The sequence below is a fragment of the Paraburkholderia dinghuensis genome (genome assembly GCF_003837865.1).
GTDB lineage: Bacteria > Pseudomonadota > Gammaproteobacteria > Burkholderiales > Burkholderiaceae > Paraburkholderia > Paraburkholderia dinghuensis.
In genome coordinates, this window is the sequence record NZ_RQIS01000027.1 from 1 (window position 1) to 14676 (window position 14676).

Annotated in this window: 16 protein-coding genes; 10 read left to right on the top strand and 6 right to left on the bottom strand. The window is 63.4% G+C overall.

Going from position 1 to position 14676, the window contains the following annotated elements; translation table 11 throughout:
- The first annotated feature begins 471 nt into the window (after positions 1 to 471).
- The 6 genes from D1Y85_RS24970 (at position 472) to D1Y85_RS24995 (ending at position 5930) form a co-directional block, all read left to right on the top strand.
- Entirely contained in the window at positions 472 to 1362 is an 891-nt protein-coding gene (locus D1Y85_RS24970; protein WP_124153760.1) for a DMT family transporter, read from the top strand.
- 276 nt (positions 1363 to 1638) lie between these two features.
- Positions 1639 to 2262: a TIGR00645 family protein gene (locus D1Y85_RS24975; protein WP_124153761.1), complete on the top strand. Its 624-nt coding sequence runs from the start codon at positions 1639 to 1641 to the stop codon at positions 2260 to 2262.
- 51 nt (positions 2263 to 2313) lie between these two features.
- A complete protein-coding gene (locus D1Y85_RS24980; protein WP_124153762.1) occupies positions 2314 to 3837 on the top strand; it encodes a fumarate hydratase in 1524 nt (507 codons plus the stop codon).
- A gap of 214 nt (positions 3838 to 4051) precedes the next feature.
- The gene (gene bfr, locus D1Y85_RS24985) at positions 4052 to 4531 is read left to right on the top strand and encodes a bacterioferritin (RefSeq protein WP_124153763.1); all 480 of its coding nucleotides are present in this window, start codon (positions 4052 to 4054) and stop codon (positions 4529 to 4531) included.
- A 40-nt stretch (positions 4532 to 4571) separates the two neighbouring features.
- Positions 4572 to 5456 (top strand): glutamate racemase, encoded by an 885-nt coding sequence (murI, locus tag D1Y85_RS24990; RefSeq protein WP_124153764.1) that lies wholly within the window; start codon positions 4572 to 4574, stop codon positions 5454 to 5456.
- Between the two features lie 222 nt (positions 5457 to 5678).
- Positions 5679 to 5930, top strand: coding sequence for a (2Fe-2S)-binding protein (locus D1Y85_RS24995; protein ID WP_124153765.1), 252 nt, complete (start codon positions 5679 to 5681; stop codon positions 5928 to 5930).
- 992 nt (positions 5931 to 6922) lie between these two features.
- Here the strand turns inward: D1Y85_RS24995 and D1Y85_RS25000 are convergent.
- The gene (locus D1Y85_RS25000) at positions 6923 to 7954 is read right to left on the bottom strand and encodes a LysR family transcriptional regulator (RefSeq protein WP_246025048.1); all 1032 of its coding nucleotides are present in this window, start codon (positions 7952 to 7954) and stop codon (positions 6923 to 6925) included.
- Between the two features lie 122 nt (positions 7955 to 8076).
- Between D1Y85_RS25000 and D1Y85_RS25005 the strand changes: the two genes are divergently transcribed.
- The 4 genes from D1Y85_RS25005 (at position 8077) to hemP (ending at position 10506) form a co-directional block, all read left to right on the top strand.
- On the top strand, positions 8077 to 8958 hold the full coding sequence (locus D1Y85_RS25005; protein WP_124153766.1) for a pirin family protein: 882 nt from the start codon (positions 8077 to 8079) through the stop codon (positions 8956 to 8958).
- 162 nt (positions 8959 to 9120) lie between these two features.
- Complete coding sequence (locus tag D1Y85_RS25010; RefSeq protein WP_124153767.1) at positions 9121 to 9519, top strand: OsmC family protein; 399 nt, start codon at positions 9121 to 9123, stop codon at positions 9517 to 9519.
- A 37-nt stretch (positions 9520 to 9556) separates the two neighbouring features.
- Positions 9557 to 10042, top strand: a complete 486-nt coding sequence (locus D1Y85_RS25015; protein ID WP_124153768.1) for an SRPBCC family protein — start codon at positions 9557 to 9559, stop codon at positions 10040 to 10042.
- 194 nt (positions 10043 to 10236) lie between these two features.
- Positions 10237 to 10506 (top strand): hemin uptake protein HemP, encoded by a 270-nt coding sequence (hemP, locus tag D1Y85_RS25020; protein ID WP_124153769.1) that lies wholly within the window; start codon positions 10237 to 10239, stop codon positions 10504 to 10506.
- Positions 10507 to 10791: 285 nt separating this feature from the next.
- Here the strand turns inward: hemP and D1Y85_RS25025 are convergent, their stop codons facing one another.
- The 5 genes from D1Y85_RS25025 to D1Y85_RS25045 form a co-directional block, all read right to left on the bottom strand.
- Positions 10792 to 11199 carry a GlcG/HbpS family heme-binding protein gene (locus D1Y85_RS25025; protein WP_124153770.1) on the bottom strand — a complete coding sequence of 136 codons (408 nt, stop codon included), beginning with the start codon at positions 11197 to 11199 and terminating at the stop codon, positions 10792 to 10794.
- A 30-nt stretch (positions 11200 to 11229) separates the two neighbouring features.
- Positions 11230 to 12585 (bottom strand): 4Fe-4S binding protein, encoded by a 1356-nt coding sequence (locus tag D1Y85_RS25030; RefSeq protein ID WP_124153796.1) that lies wholly within the window; start codon positions 12583 to 12585, stop codon positions 11230 to 11232.
- Positions 12586 to 12644: 59 nt separating this feature from the next.
- Positions 12645 to 13490 carry an FTR1 family iron permease gene (locus D1Y85_RS25035; RefSeq protein ID WP_124153771.1) on the bottom strand — a complete coding sequence of 282 codons (846 nt, stop codon included), beginning with the start codon at positions 13488 to 13490 and terminating at the stop codon, positions 12645 to 12647.
- 37 nt (positions 13491 to 13527) lie between these two features.
- A complete protein-coding gene (locus tag D1Y85_RS25040) occupies positions 13528 to 13884 on the bottom strand; it encodes a cupredoxin domain-containing protein (RefSeq protein WP_124153772.1) in 357 nt (118 codons plus the stop codon).
- Between the two features lie 105 nt (positions 13885 to 13989).
- Positions 13990 to 14538, bottom strand: coding sequence for an iron transporter (locus D1Y85_RS25045; protein WP_124153773.1), 549 nt, complete (start codon positions 14536 to 14538; stop codon positions 13990 to 13992).
- Positions 14539 to 14676: the final 138 nt, after the last annotated feature.

Below are 14676 nucleotides of genomic sequence, written 5' to 3' on the forward strand. Positions count from 1 at the left end.
TTCGGCTTCCGCGCACAGCGCCTGGTAGGCGTCCATGCCGGACACCGTGGCACTCGCTACGATCTGTGCGGACGGCGCGAAAACGCGGCGCTCCTGAAGTACCGATTCAATCGCTGACATCGACAACCCCTTCGTCAAGATAAGACGTCAAACTCATCGACACACGCAGCATCTCCGATGCCCGCGTGCGCCGTCTCCGAATGCCGCCCCGCCTTTTGAGCGGTTGCGACGATTATTGTTACTGCTTTATCCCTGCTTTTCGTGCTGCTACTTTCAGACGTGCACTGCGGCGCTGCAGCAAAACCGCGTGCGCAATATTGCTCTCCGTCCGTGCGGACTAGCGTAAGCGTACCAACTTACCTGCCACTTACGTGCGACGCGCGCAGCTTTACCCACACGCCTTTCAGGTGACGTTCAGGTAAGCGGGCATTTAGAATGCTAGCTGAAAACTTTGCGCGCCCGGACTCCAGCTTGAACCGATATTCCATTTTCCTCGTCGCTGCGATGCTCCTCGTGGGCAGCAATGTCGGCATCGGCAAGTCAATCGTCGCCTTCATCCCCGTTCCACTCTTTGCGCTCCTGCGTTTCGTGATCGCTCTCGCAGTGCTCGGGCCGCTGTTGCGCGTCGCGAAGATGCGGCTCGTGACGCGCGGCGAGTGGATCAATCTCTTCCTCCAGGCGCTCTTCGGTACATTCGGGTTTACGCTGCTCATGCTTGGCGGCGTGCATCGCACGAGCGCCGTCGCTGCGGGTGTCATCACGAGTACCATCCCCGCGGTCGTTGCCCTCTTCTCGTGGATATTCCTGCGTGAACGGCCCGACGCTCGCGCGCTCGCGTCAATCGCGCTCGCCATCGCGGGCATCGCCGTCATCAATCTCGCGCACACCGACGACGGCGGTTCGCCGCAATCGCTGACCGGCAATCTCATGGTGCTCGGCGCCGTATGCTGCGAGTCGCTCTACGTGATCCTTTCGCGCCGCCTCACGCAGACGCTCGCGCCCATCGACATCTGCGCATACACGCACCTGTTCGGCTTCCTGCTGATGCTGCCGGTGGGTCTGCCTTTTGCACTGTCGTTCGATTATGCGTCCGTGCCCGGCGGCATCTGGGGGCTCTCGCTCTGGTACGGACTCGCCGCGAGCGTGTTCTCGTTCTGGCTCTGGATGAAGGGAATCCGGCACGTTCCGGGCAGTGTCGCCGGCGTATTCACGGCCGTCCTGCCCGTAGCCGCGGCGGTCTACGGGATCGTGTTGCTCGGCGAGCGGCCCACACCCGCGCACGGCATCGCGCTGGCCTGCGTGATTACCGGCATCGCGCTCGCCAGCCTGAAGACAAAACCGGTGCCGCCCGTCGCATCCTGACTTGCATTGCGGCGCGGTGATGGATGATGCGCGCGCCGGGTCTGGCCCCCGGCGCACGATGCAGCCCGTGGCGCTCGCCGCGCGGCAACCACCAACCCTTCACACCTGGGCCGAACCTGCCCCGCCGCTGTTACGGCGAGGCCATCCGCCGACACTGTACAATTACGCCCGCCCGGTCCAGGCGGCGCGCACCCGCCGGCGGCGCACCCGTTGCGTTGCCGGATGCGGAAGGCGCGGCGCTTGAACCCCGCCCGATTTTCGCCATCGCAATTGCCTATGTCCGCCGCACGCCCTTCGCCGTCCAGAGCACCAGAGCCACGCCGCACCCCGCGCGCCAGCCGTCTGCTGCCGCGCGTGATCTTCATGAGCCGCTGGCTGCAGGTGCCGCTGTATCTTGGCTTGATCGTCGCGCAGGCCGTCTACTGTGTGCTCTTCCTGAAGGAAGTCTGGCACCTCGTCAGCCATTCGACGACGCTCGACGAAACGAGCATCATGCTCGCCGTTCTCGGCCTGATCGACGTGGTGATGATCTCGAATCTGCTCATCATGGTGATCGTCGGCGGCTACGAGACCTTCGTCTCGCGCATGGGCCTCGAAGGCCACCCCGACGAGCCCGAATGGCTCGATCACGTGAACGCCGGCGTGCTGAAGGTGAAGCTCGCGATGGCGCTCATCAGCATTTCGTCGATTCATCTGCTGAAGACCTTCATCAATCCTGATGCGGTCTCCGCGCACACCGTGATGTGGCAGGTGATCATCCATGGTGCGTTCCTCGTCTCCGCGCTGATCATGGCGTGGATCGACCGTCTCACGACGCATACGCATCCCGAGCATTACCAGGAATTCGCCGCGCGCCATCCGGTACCGGCTGACTCCGTTGTCGCCGAAGCCGTCGAATAAGGCGGCACTCAAAACAAGATTCACGACATTTCGTCCCCACTGAAGCTAGCCATGACCGTCATCAAACAGGAAGACCTGATCCAGAGCATCGCGGATTCGCTGCAGTACATCAGCTACTACCATCCGCAGGACTACATCGAAGCACTCGGCCGCGCCTACGAGCTTGAAGAAAGCCCCGCCGCGAAAGATGCGATCGCGCAGATCCTCACGAACAGCCGCATGTGCGCCGAAGGTAAGCGCCCGATTTGCCAGGACACCGGCATCGTCACGATCTTCGTGAAGGTCGGCATGGACGTGCGGTGGGATGGCGCGACGATGAGCCTGACCGACATGATCAACGAAGGCGTGCGCCGCGGTTATCTGAACCCGGACAACGTGCTGCGCGCATCGATCGTGAATCCGCCCGAAGGCGCCCGCAAGAACACGAAGGACAATACGCCGGCCGTGATCCACTACGAGATCGTGCCGGGCGACAAGGTCGACGTGCAAGTCGCGGCCAAGGGCGGCGGCTCGGAGAACAAATCGAAGTTCGTGATGCTGAACCCGTCCGACTCGATCGTCGACTGGATCCTCAAGACCGTCCCGACGATGGGTGCCGGCTGGTGCCCGCCGGGCATGCTCGGCATCGGTATCGGCGGCACCGCTGAGAAGGCGATGCTGATGGCGAAGGAATCGCTGATGGAGCCGATCGACATTCAGGAGATCATCAAGCGCGGCCCGAAGGATTGGATCGAAGAACTGCGTGTCGAACTGCACGAGAAGGTCAACGCGCTCGGCATCGGCGCGCAAGGCCTCGGCGGCCTCGCCACCGTGCTCGACGTCAAGATCATGGCCGCGCCGACGCACGCCGCGTCGAAGCCCGTCGCGATGATCCCGAACTGCGCGGCCACGCGCCACGCGCACTTCGTGCTCGACGGCTCGGGTCCCGCGAAGCTCGAAGCACCCTCGCTCGACGCCTGGCCGAAGGTCAACTGGGAGCCGAATACGGAAACGAGCAAGCGCGTCGACCTGAACACGCTCACGCCGGAAGAAGTCGCTTCGTGGAAGCCGGGCCAGACGCTCCTGCTCTCGGGCAAGATGCTCACGGGTCGCGACGCCGCACACAAGCGCATCGCCGACATGCTCGCGAAGGGCGAGAAACTGCCCGTCGACTTCAAGAACCGCGTGATCTATTACGTCGGCCCGGTCGATCCGGTTCGCGACGAAGTGGTCGGCCCGGCCGGCCCCACCACCGCCACGCGCATGGACAAGTTCACCGAGACAATGCTTGCGCAGACGGGCCTCATTTCGATGGTCGGCAAGGCTGAGCGCGGACCGGTCGCGATCGAGGCGATCAAGAAGCACAAGGCTGCTTACCTGATGGCTGTCGGCGGTGCAGCGTACCTCGTGTCGAAGGCGATCCGCGGCTCGAAGGTCCTCGCATTCGAAGACCTCGGCATGGAAGCCATCTATGAGTTCGACGTGCAGGATATGCCGGTGACGGTCGCGGTCGATTCGTCGGGCACCTCGGTCCACCAGACCGGCCCGAAGGAATGGCAGGCGAAGATCGGCAAGATTCCGGTCGCAACGGTTTGATGCGCGACTCAAGCCTGCTGGCCGGTTCACGCCAGCGACGCTGATACACAAAACCGGGGCCCTGTGCCCCGGTTTTTTTATGCGCCGCAACACGGCTCGAGGCTGGGTATCCGTCGCAAGGACCTGCTTTGAGTCCTCGGTCCGCCTTGGCTTTTGCCGGCACAGCGCTTATTGTTGAAAACCAGAGTCCGCCCCACACACCAAGGAAAAGATCATGCAAGGCGACAAGAAGGTGATCGAATATCTGAATGCGCAGCTCAAGAACGAGCTGACCGCCATCAATCAGTATTTCCTGCACGCGCGCATGTATGACCACTGGGGCCTCGGCAAGCTCGGCAAACACGAATACGACGAATCGATCGGCGAAATGAAGCACGCCGACATGCTGATCGAACGCATCTTCATGCTCGACGGCCTGCCGAATCTGCAGGACCTGCACAAGCTGCTGATCGGCGAGGAGACGAAGGAAATCCTCGAATGCGACCTGAAGCTCGAACGGATTTCCCAGGGCACCTGCAAGGAAGCGATCGTCTATTGCGAGTCCGTGCGCGACTTCGTCTCGCGCGAAATCTTCGAAACGATCCTCGACGACACCGAAGAGCACATCGACTGGCTCGAAACGCAGCTTGATCTCATCGACAAGGTCGGCATCCAGAACTATCAGCAGTCGGGCATGGGTTCGGTAGAATCCTGATCGCTGTCTTGCTGCTACGACGCATGCGCCCATCGGGCGAATGCGTCCCTACTATCCTGCCCGGACTATCTTGAACGTCTCGCCCCTCTGCGGCGCCGCGCCCGTTGGTATCTTCGACTCCGGCCTCGGCGGCCTTTCCGTGCTGCGCGCGGTGCGCGCGCTCCTGCCCGCCGAACGTCTCGTCTATGTCGCCGACTCGCGCTACGCGCCTTACGGGCAGCGCGACGACGACTTCATCGCCGACCGCACGCTCGCCATCGGCGAATGGCTCGTGGCGCAGGGCGCCAAGGCACTCGTGGTGGCCTGCAACACGGCCACCGCGCAATCCATCGAATTCGTGCGCGAGCGGCTGCCTATCCCGCTCGTCGGCGTGGAGCCCGGCATCAAACCCGCCGCGCTGCAGTCGAAAACGCGCGTGGCGGGCGTGCTCGCCACCCAGGTCACGCTGCGCAGCGCGCGCTTTCAGGCTCTCGTCGAACGCCATGCGGCTGATCTGCGCGTGCTCTGCCAGCCCGGCCACGGGCTAGTGGAAGCCGTGGAGCGCTGCGACACAGGCTCTCCTGAACTGCTCGCGCTGCTGCGCGGCTATCTCGCGCCGATGCTGGACGCCGGCGCCGATACGCTGGTGCTCGGCTGCACGCACTATCCGTTTCTGGATACGGCGATCCGCTCGATCGTCGGTGAGCGCATGACGCTGGTCGACACCAGTGTCGCCATCGCACGGCAGCTCGAACGCGTGCTGGGCCAGCACGGCCTGCTCGCCGACACAGCCGGTGACGCGCAATCGAGTGCACGCTTTTGCTCGACGAGCGATGGCGCCCACCTGCGCATGCTGGCCGCGGCGCTGCTCGGCATCGACGCGCAGGTCGAATCCGTGCGGATTCCGTCACGGCGCACGCTCGAACTGGAAACCGACGCGGTCTGAGGTCGCACCCTCGTCGCGGCACCCGTCTGGCAAGTCGAGCCCGTCTGGCTGCCGATCCCCCTTCTGCCCCCCGTTTCGCGTCTTTCCCGCGAGCCTGGCCTGCGGCGAAAATCCCTGCTAAGTGTCCGGTTTTGTTACAAAAATTCCATTAAAGCACTTGCCACGCGCGCCGAAGATAATGATAATAATTCCCATTACTGCTCTCTGTTGCGCTCCATCATCATGATTGTCTGCGTGTGCAAGTCCGTCTCCGACCGGACGATCCGAGCTTCCATCGCGGAAGGCACGGATTCATTCGATGAACTGCAGTTCGAACTCGGCGTTGCGACCTGCTGCGGCAAATGCGAAGAATCGGTTCGCGACGTGATGGCTCAGAGCGGTGTCTGCGCGGGCAGTTGTGGTGTCGCCCACGCGCATCCCGTGGCCGCACCCGCCGCCGCGCCCGTCATGTTCTACGAGCTCAAGGCCGCCTGAACATCCCGGCGCGCCCCGTTCGCGCCGACAGCAAGCCAGTTTCACGACGAGCCAGCGACCGCTCACCCCTCTACCAGGAGATCGGGATGGAATTGCTGGCCGGATTCGTGACGACTGTGTGCATCGCGCTGTGGATTTTCCGCGAATGACGCAGTCAGACACTGCGTTAATCATCTATCACGCACTGCTTACGATTGGTGCCGTCGTTACCGCATCTTGCCAGGCGCGTTTCATTGCCACATCTTCGGCCTCTTCGTCGCGACCGCCATGGCGCAAAGCCTGCGCGCTTGCTTCGTAATCGACGGGCGCCACCGCACGCGCACTAAAGCGCAGCCTCACGATGACCTGATGAACGACATCAACGTGTGCTCGGGCTCGACATAACGTTCGCTATCCTGATCATTTTCTGATAACGATCACCACAACCTGTCGAACCGTGAAGATCGGCCTGCTACACGCAAGCAGCCAGATGGAAGAAGCGCAGCCACGCCGATCAATGTATTGACCACCACGCAAGCCCCGGACCGCACGGTGGCGTCCGGGCAAGTGGCACAACCGATATCGGTCGCCCGGAGCGCCCCGCCTTGCAAAACCGGGTTCCCACCGATCCCGTGCCCACTTACGGAAGTACGGAACTCCCAGGCCACTGCCGCACATTTCGCGCCCTTGGCCTGTACAAAGTAAAAGGCCCTCATCGTCAGATGAAGGCCTTTTTTCGAGCGCACGCGGCGCATTCGGGCGGTCTCGACGCTCACCGTCGGCCAGTTCGCGTCAACACATGCGACATACCGTGGGCAACACGGATAGCGCTATCAGCCCTGAAGGCTCGCTATCATAGCGGCCATCAATTCCCGCACAAGACCGGTCTTGGCGAGAGGGATTTCAATATATTCCTCCCGCGGCGCGCATTCAAGACATTGCCCATTGAAAGTAACGATTGCCGGCGACGCTTAAATGCCAAAAGGCATAAGCCGCACCTGCCCTGCACTTCCTCATGCCGTTTCGATGTTGCGCCGGGACTTCGCATGCAGCGCTGGTGTGTCCGCCGGCGTCTCGCGATCGCGTTCGAGCAGCGGCGCGATGTCGCTGCGCAGCGGACACTCCTGCTGCAGGTTCTGGTCGGCATCGAGCACTTCGACGAGATAATCGACGAACGCGCGCACCGCCGGCACCATGCCCTGCCGCGACAGAAACACCGCGTAAAGCTGCGGCACCGGCAGCGTCCAGCCCGGCATCACAGGCGAAAGCTTGCCCGAACGCAGCGCGGCGCCATACATCATCTCGGGCATCGCCGCGATGCCGAGGCCCGCGAGTGCGGCTTCGCGAATTGTCGTGAGATCGGCCGAGATGAGGCGTGGTTCGTGTTCGTGCGAATGGCGCGTGCCGTCCGGCGCGATCAGTTGATAGACGTGGCGGCCGTCGCTCGTCGGTGTGTCGAGCGTTTCGAAACGTGCGAGGTCGTCGGGCGTGAGTGGCGGCGCGTTCTGCGCGAGCAGGCTCGGCGCGCCCACGAGCATCTGCTCCGTACGCCACAGCGGACGCACCACGATGTTCGCATTCTGCGGCGGATCCGAGCGCACGCGCAGCGCGATATCCACTGAATCCTCGAAGAGGTCGATGACGCGGTTCGTCACGCGCATCACGACTCGCACCTCGGGGTAGCGATGCATGAACTCGGGAATGATCTGCGAAAAGATGGTCTGCGAAAGCGTGACCGGCACGCTCACTCGCACCGTGCCACGCGGCGACGAGCGCAACGACTGGACGACGTTCACGGCGGCCTGCGCTTCGGCGAGCATGGCGCGGCAATGCTGATAGAACAGATCGCCGGCTTCAGTGAGCGCCAGCTTGCGCGTCGAGCGCTGCAGCAGGCGCACGCCGAGCGATGCTTCAAGCTCGCTCACCCGCCTCGACAGACGAGACTTCGAAATGCCGAGCACGCGTTCGGCCGCCGAAAAACCGCCGTGCTCGACGACCTGCGAGAAGTACATCAGGTCGTTCAGATTATGCGAGTCGATCTTCATCTGGTCGTTCCACCGGTGGGACAATCCATTGCGTCTGGGCCATAAAACCTGGCAAATCGGCTACCTATAATAGCGGTTTGTTTCGTATTTAACGCAATTCCCCCTGTTCGGAGGTGATATCCATGACGACCACCCGCACGATCGAACGCATCTTTCCCGCCGTTCGCACCACCGAGGGTGCCGGATTCATCGTCCATCGACCGTTCCCGACGCGGCAGTTGATGGACTTCGATCCGTTCCTGCTCCTCGACGAAATGGGTCCGACCGACTACGCTCCGGGCGCCGCGAAGGGCGCACCGGATCACCCGCACCGCGGCTTCGAAACCGTCACGTATGTCCTCGAAGGGCGCTTCGGGCACAAGGATTCGGCGGGACATTCGGGCACGCTTGGCCCTGGCGACGTCCAGTGGATGACCGCCGGCGCAGGCGTCATCCACAGCGAGATGCCCGACCCCGAATTCGCGCGCAGCGGCGGCCGCATGCACGGCCTGCAGTTGTGGGTGAATCTGCCCGCGCGCGACAAGATGATCGCGCCGCGCTACCAGGAAATGCCGACCGCGCAGATTCCGGTCGGTCGATCGGCGGACGGCAAAGTCTCGGTGAAAGTGATCGCGGGCGAAGCGCTCGGCGTCAAAGCCGCGATCGAAACGCGCACGCCGATTCTTTACCAGCACTTCACGATCGCACCGGGCGGACGCGTCGAGCAGACTGTGCCGCGCAACTGGCGCGTGTTCGCCTATGGTCTCGCGGGCACCGGGCGCTACGGGCCTGGCGGCGAGCGTATCGAGGCGCAGCAGATGGTCGCGTTCGCCAACGACGGCGACTCGATCGTGCTCGCCGCACCGGACGATGCAACGGAGGCGCTGGAAGTGTTGCTGATTGGCGGCGAACCGCTCAACGAGCCGGTCGTCCGCTATGGCCCGTTCGTGATGAATACGGAACAGGAAATCCGCCAGGCCGTGCTCGACTACCAGGCCGGGCGTATGGGACACATCGCGCACTGACGCGATACTTGCGGCGCGGCGATGCTGCATTGCAGTGCCACGCCGTTCCTCCCGCGGTTCCTCAGATACTTCCCACAGCTTTTTCGGCTTTCCGTCACAATATGGCCTCAAGGGACGCGCAGCGTCCCGCCCCTATCAGCCCGTACTGTCCGTGAGGAGCGCATGGCCGAACCCGCCGTCATTGCCCACATCGGCTCGACCGACTACCAGGTTCAATTCAACGATGGCACCCACACGTGGGTCGCCGACGAACCCGCCTCGCTCGGCGGCGGCGACAGCGGTCCGACGCCGTTCTCGCTCCTGCTTTCGAGCCTCGGCGCCTGCACGTCGATCACGCTCAAGATGTACGCAAAGCGCAAGGAATGGCCGCTCGAAGGCGTGCGCGTCAAGCTCTCGATGGAAAACGGCGACTCCGGCGCAACCATCGACCGCCAGATCGCGCTCGACGGCGCACTCACGAGTGAACAGCGAGAGCGTCTGCTGCAGATCGCGAACGTATGCCCAGTCCACAAGATCCTCACCCAGTCGGTAACGATCCGCTCGGGTCTGGTGGCCGCGTGAGCGGCGCTCACGGACAACGCCACAGGAAGCCTTCGACTTGAATTTCGAACATCTCATCCAGATCAACGACCCACAGAACCCGCTCGTCCCGACCATGACGCGCGAGCAGTTGTGGGAAGGCCTCGTGCTGCGCGCCGAGCAGCCGCAGCTCTTCGTGCTCGGCCTCGATAGCTGCACGATCCTCTCGCGCGAGGGCAACAGGCTCGAACGCGAGCTGCACTACGGTCACGCGACGGTGCGCGACCACGTCACGCTCACACCCGGCGTGAGCGTGCGCTACGACATCCTCGCGACCGAGGAGCACGTGGGCGGCTCGCTCACGATGACGATCGAAGAGCCCGACGATTCGCAGCTGTTCCTGCGTTTCGAGTACCGCACGACGTTGCCCGCCGCCGTTACCGACGACGAACGGCAGACCTCGGAAATCGTGAAGTCGGCGTATCGGGAGTCGGATATCGACACCGTGCGCCTGATTCGCCAGTTCGTGCTCGGACTCAACGGCCCGGGCGCACTGCCCCATTGAGCTACTTCACACGTGAGGCGGGCGTCGCGCGGTGAGCGCCCGCTTCGCGTGATAACGCACGGCCTCCACACCGCGCTCACCCTGCACACCGCCAAAAACTATCGTTGTACCGAGCCGATGTATATTTCGCAATTGCAAATGGGAACGATTATCATTTAATATCACTCCATCGAATCGAGACAGGCACCACGCTCATGACCGACTTCAACCGCTCGTCAACGCTCAGCCTGCGCCGCCCTGGCGGCCCGGCGTCGGGCGCCACGCGATCGAAACCGGCCGCGCCGACGCAAGCGTGCACGAGTGCGGTAACCGCACCGGCAGGAGCACCAGAAGTTGGCACTGCGTGCGCCGCACTCGACAGCACGACACTGCTGCAAGGCCGCAGCGTCGTCGGCATCACGCACAACGGCGAGACGTATCAGCTGCGAGCCACCCGGCTCGGCAAGCTGATCCTCACCAAGTAGTTCGTACCGGGTATTGTGGGGACCGCCTCCTTACGCGAGGCGTTGGGCACTAGCCAGTCACGACGGCCTGCACGCGAGATCTAGACCCCTTCGTGCAAACATTATTCAAGCCGGCCGTCGCAGCCAGCCACGCCATTTTTTTGTTCTCGCCGTGATACGGACGGCGCCGAAGCCAGGCGCGGCCCGAGCCAAAGGCCGCAGCATTGCCTGCGGCCTTTGCTTTTTCCAGCACTAACCGATGTGCTCGCGTCGCGTAGCGATCACGCGCACCGACCAGGCGACGTTTTACTCGACGCCGAGCGCTGCGATGCCCGCGCGGGCCACGACTGCGTCCTGATCGGACTTCACACCCGAGACGCCGATCGCACCGATCACATCGCCGTTGACGACGATCGGCACCCCGCCCTCCAGCATCGCCGTCAGCGGCGCGCTCAGAAAAGCGGTGCGGCCCTGCCGGATGACGTCCTCATAGATCTTGCTTTCGCGACGGCCGAGCGCTGCGGTGCGGGCCTTCGATGTCGCCATTTCGGCCGTGCCGGGTGACGCGCCGTCGAGGCGGCGCAGCCATAGCAGATGCCCCCCATCATCGACGATTGCGATCGTCACGTTCCATTGATTCGTGCGTGCGTGTGCGACGGCCGCATCGCCCATCGTCACAATGTCTTCGTCAGTCAATACCGCCCTGGTTCGCATGGCTTGCTCTCCGATCGGTTGAACCGCCGATCAGTGCGCCCAGCCCCAGAACATGAGCCACCACGCACCGTCGATCACGGCGAGCGCGGCGGCGAAACAGAGCATCGCGAGACCACGCTGCCAGAGCCGCTGACTGTAGCGGCCCGTCACCCGCCACGCAAGCCAGCCGCTCCACAAATTGAATATGACAAGAATCGCAATTCGCGCGGCCGTTGCCCAGTCGAGTTGCACGTGCTCGGCGCGCAGCAGCGCGAGCGTCGTGGCCGAGAGGCCCAGGAACACCCCCGCGCCCGCGAGCGGAATCAGCGCCTGGGCGAGGTGATGCAGACGGCGCATCTCGAAGCGTCCGAGCGGCACGCACGCGAGCGCCAGGATGGCGAGGAGCGTCGTGCCGAGAACGAGTCCGGTCGCGACGATATAGCCGACGATCAGCGTCCCGTCGAGCCACGAAAACACGTCGTTCTGCTCAGGGTAATGCGTCAGCAGGAACCACGGCGCGTTCGTGTCGAGCGGCCAGGTGATGTCGCGATCGATGAGCCAGCCGGCAATCGACTGCTTCAGATCGACGAACCACGGCGAGCCGCTCCAGTGGAAAGCACCGATCGCGATACCGAGCAGACCATAGAGGATGAGCGCCGTATCCCAGCCCTTTGCCTGCCGGTCACCGAGTTCGACGACCTCCTGCGCGGGCGAGCGCCACGTCAAATCGATGGCATCGCGGTGGCCGGCGCAGCGGCCGCACATGTGGCACGCGGCGGCGCCCTTCATGTTGCGCAGCGGCACGAGCGGCGCGCAATTGACGGGAATCACGCGATGTCCGCCGTGCTCGCCGGATTTGTACGAGCGGCGCCAGGCGTCCTCATCGACCTTGTAGTGGAATGGCGCGAGGCGCGCGAGAAGCGAAAACACCCCGTTGACGGGGCACAGGTAGCGGCACCAGATCCGCTTTTCGCGGCCGTACAGGAAGCCGATCACCATCGCGCCGAGCGTCGAGCCGCCCAGCACGAGCAGTACCGCTTTCGGATATTGGTAGACGCTCACCATCTGGCCGTAGATAGTCGTCAGTCCAAACGCGACGAACGGCCAGCCGCCCCAGCGCATCCAGTGCGGAATCGAACCACCGCGGCCGAAACGACTCGCGAACTCGGTGAGCGCGCCCTCGGGACAGAGCACGCCGCACCACACGCGGCCAAGCATGATCATCGACAGCAGCACGAACGGCCACCAGATGCCCCAGAACACGAACTGCGCCGCGAGCGTGAGATTGTTCCAGAGGTGCGCGGTGTCGCCGGGCAGCGGCATCACCGCAGGCGCAAGAATCAGGAATGCGTAAACCGCGACGACGATCCACTGCACGCCACGTATCACCGTACCGTGCCGTTGCATCCATAGCCCCACCTGGGCGAGCTTGCCACGCCTCACGACTGGCTGCGCCGACGCGCAGCTCACGCGGCCCGCCTCTTGCCGATCGCCGCCGCACGGCCATTCGCGCGACGCACGAGGAGCCACACGACACCCCAGTACGCGGCAAACGCGATCACGTTCATGAGCGCCGGGTGCGCACGATAGCCGGTGAGCGTCGCCACGAGCGAGCCGAAGGTGCTCGAATCGTCAAGCAGTGCGGACGCATTCCACACCTGGTCGATGAGGGTCGGCAAGATTTCCTTGTCGATCAGTTTGTCGACGCCGGTCTGGAACAGGCCCGCGCCGAGCAGGAGCAGCATGATCTCCGTGACGCGGAAGAAGTGGCGCCACGAAAACACCTTGCCGCCCAGCTGCAGAACGTAGAACGTGAGGAACGCGAGCGCGAGGCCGATCGCCACCGCGAGATACTGGCTTACGTCGACGTGGCCCGACTGGCCGAAGCCGAGGCCATAGAGGAAGATCACCGTCTCGCTGCCCTCGCGCGCAATGGCGAGCGCAACGAGCGCCGTCACGCCCCACCATTTCGCGTCGCGCGCACTCGCTTCGAGCGAATGTTCCATTTCGCGCTTGAGCGTGCGCCCGTGCTGCTTCATCCACAGCACCATCTGCACGATCAGCACGCAGGCGACGAGCACCATCGCAGTCTGGAAGTAGTCCTGCGCGTCGCCCGAAAGCACTTCGGTGAATCCCACCAACGCTGCGCCCAGTGCGACTGCCGCGAGCACACCGAGCGCGACGCCGCCCCACAAGTACGGCAAACCGCGCCGCGCGCCGGCATCGCCGTTCTTCAGCCACGCGTAGAGAATGCCGACGACGAGCAGCGCTTCGACGCTCTCCCGCCACACGACGAACATCACCTGTCCCATTCGAACCCTCCTGCTGGCGACACGAATTCCGCCGCGATCACTTCGCCACGATCAGGCCTTGCGCCTGCTGGTGGAAATCGTCGAAAAACTTGTATTCGCCCGGATCGAGCGGCGCGATCACGACGAACGACTCCGCACCCGGCGCCAGGACCTTCTCCTTGCGCAACTGGACGCTTTCGAACTCGGCCGCGCCCTTACCCGTGTTGCGCACGTCGATCTTGATGCGCTTGCCCGCGGGAACATCGATGCGCGTCGGGTTCAGCTTGCCGTCGGTCATTTCGAGCTTGAACGTCGGCAGATCCTCTGCGTGTGCGGCCTGCGCAAACAACCCGGCGACCGGGGCAACCAGCGCCGCAGCGAGCGCGAGCCCGGCAATCTTCCTTGTTCCAGTCATTCGTTGTTCCTGCTTTTGTTACTGCTCGTCCTGCGTTTTCAGGCGGCGGCGTCGCGCTCCAGACGCCACGCCGCACTCCCCGCTCATTAGCCGCTCAGTTACAACTCAGTAGCCGCCCTTCTTGCCGATGCCCGCGAACGGGAAATCGTATTCGAGCGTGATCGGCTTGAACCACGGACCCACGCCGGTTTCCTTGTCGACGTGACGGCCAAACGCCATGTGGCCCGACTGCATCGGTGCCTCTACGATCAGCTTCAGGTGATACTTGCCCGGACCCGCGAGCTTGACGTTGTCGCCATAGTGCGGGCCATCGTCCGCGACCATCGGCATGAGGTCACCCTTTTGCACGTAGCTCGAACCCGGCTTCGTCAGCTCGTAGCGAACCTGCAGGTACGGCATCCAGTCGCCCTCGGCAAAGCCGGTCGGGTTGCCCTTGACCGCGTGGATGTCGCTTTCGAGGTGGATATCGGAGTCCGAGGCCTTGCGCATCATGCCTTCCGGATCCATGGTGATCGGCTGCAGGTAGACCGCGCCGATTTCCATGCCGCCCTGAATCTGTTGTTTGCCGATCGGGTATTCGGCCGCGCTGGCTGCACAGGCAGCCGTCGCGGCGGCGATCAGCGTCATGCCGCGCAAAAGGGAGTGAATCCGCATCGAAACTCCTGATTGTTATGGGAGATACAAAGCCACCAAAGGCACAATAACGATGTAAACGTTAATGCGAACGATTCGCACTATGGTGTGGAGTGTAGCACCGATACGGCGCCATAACAAAGACGTGTTCGCGTAAGG

Bases quoted from the DNA above. Each gene is read 5' to 3' on its own strand.
- murI (WP_124153764.1), top strand. From the start codon at position 4,572: ATGCGTCCCTACTATCCTGCCCGGACTATCTTGAACGTCTCGCCCCTC.
- D1Y85_RS25045 (WP_124153773.1), bottom strand. From the start codon at position 14,538: ATGCGGATTCACTCCCTTTTGCGCGGCATGACGCTGATCGCCGCCGCG.
- D1Y85_RS25005 (WP_124153766.1), top strand. From the start codon at position 8,077: ATGACGACCACCCGCACGATCGAACGCATCTTTCCCGCCGTTCGCACC.
- D1Y85_RS24975 (WP_124153761.1), top strand. From the start codon at position 1,639: ATGTCCGCCGCACGCCCTTCGCCGTCCAGAGCACCAGAGCCACGCCGC.
- bfr (WP_124153763.1), top strand. From the start codon at position 4,052: ATGCAAGGCGACAAGAAGGTGATCGAATATCTGAATGCGCAGCTCAAG.
- D1Y85_RS25035 (WP_124153771.1), bottom strand. From the start codon at position 13,490: ATGGGACAGGTGATGTTCGTCGTGTGGCGGGAGAGCGTCGAAGCGCTG.
- D1Y85_RS24980 (WP_124153762.1), top strand. From the start codon at position 2,314: ATGACCGTCATCAAACAGGAAGACCTGATCCAGAGCATCGCGGATTCG.
- D1Y85_RS25000 (WP_246025048.1), bottom strand. From the start codon at position 7,954: ATGAAGATCGACTCGCATAATCTGAACGACCTGATGTACTTCTCGCAG.
- D1Y85_RS24995 (WP_124153765.1), top strand. From the start codon at position 5,679: ATGATTGTCTGCGTGTGCAAGTCCGTCTCCGACCGGACGATCCGAGCT.
- D1Y85_RS25040 (WP_124153772.1), bottom strand. From the start codon at position 13,884: ATGACTGGAACAAGGAAGATTGCCGGGCTCGCGCTCGCTGCGGCGCTG.
- D1Y85_RS25010 (WP_124153767.1), top strand. From the start codon at position 9,121: ATGGCCGAACCCGCCGTCATTGCCCACATCGGCTCGACCGACTACCAG.
- D1Y85_RS25030 (WP_124153796.1), bottom strand. From the start codon at position 12,585: ATGCAACGGCACGGTACGGTGATACGTGGCGTGCAGTGGATCGTCGTC.
- hemP (WP_124153769.1), top strand. From the start codon at position 10,237: ATGACCGACTTCAACCGCTCGTCAACGCTCAGCCTGCGCCGCCCTGGC.
- D1Y85_RS25025 (WP_124153770.1), bottom strand. From the start codon at position 11,199: ATGCGAACCAGGGCGGTATTGACTGACGAAGACATTGTGACGATGGGC.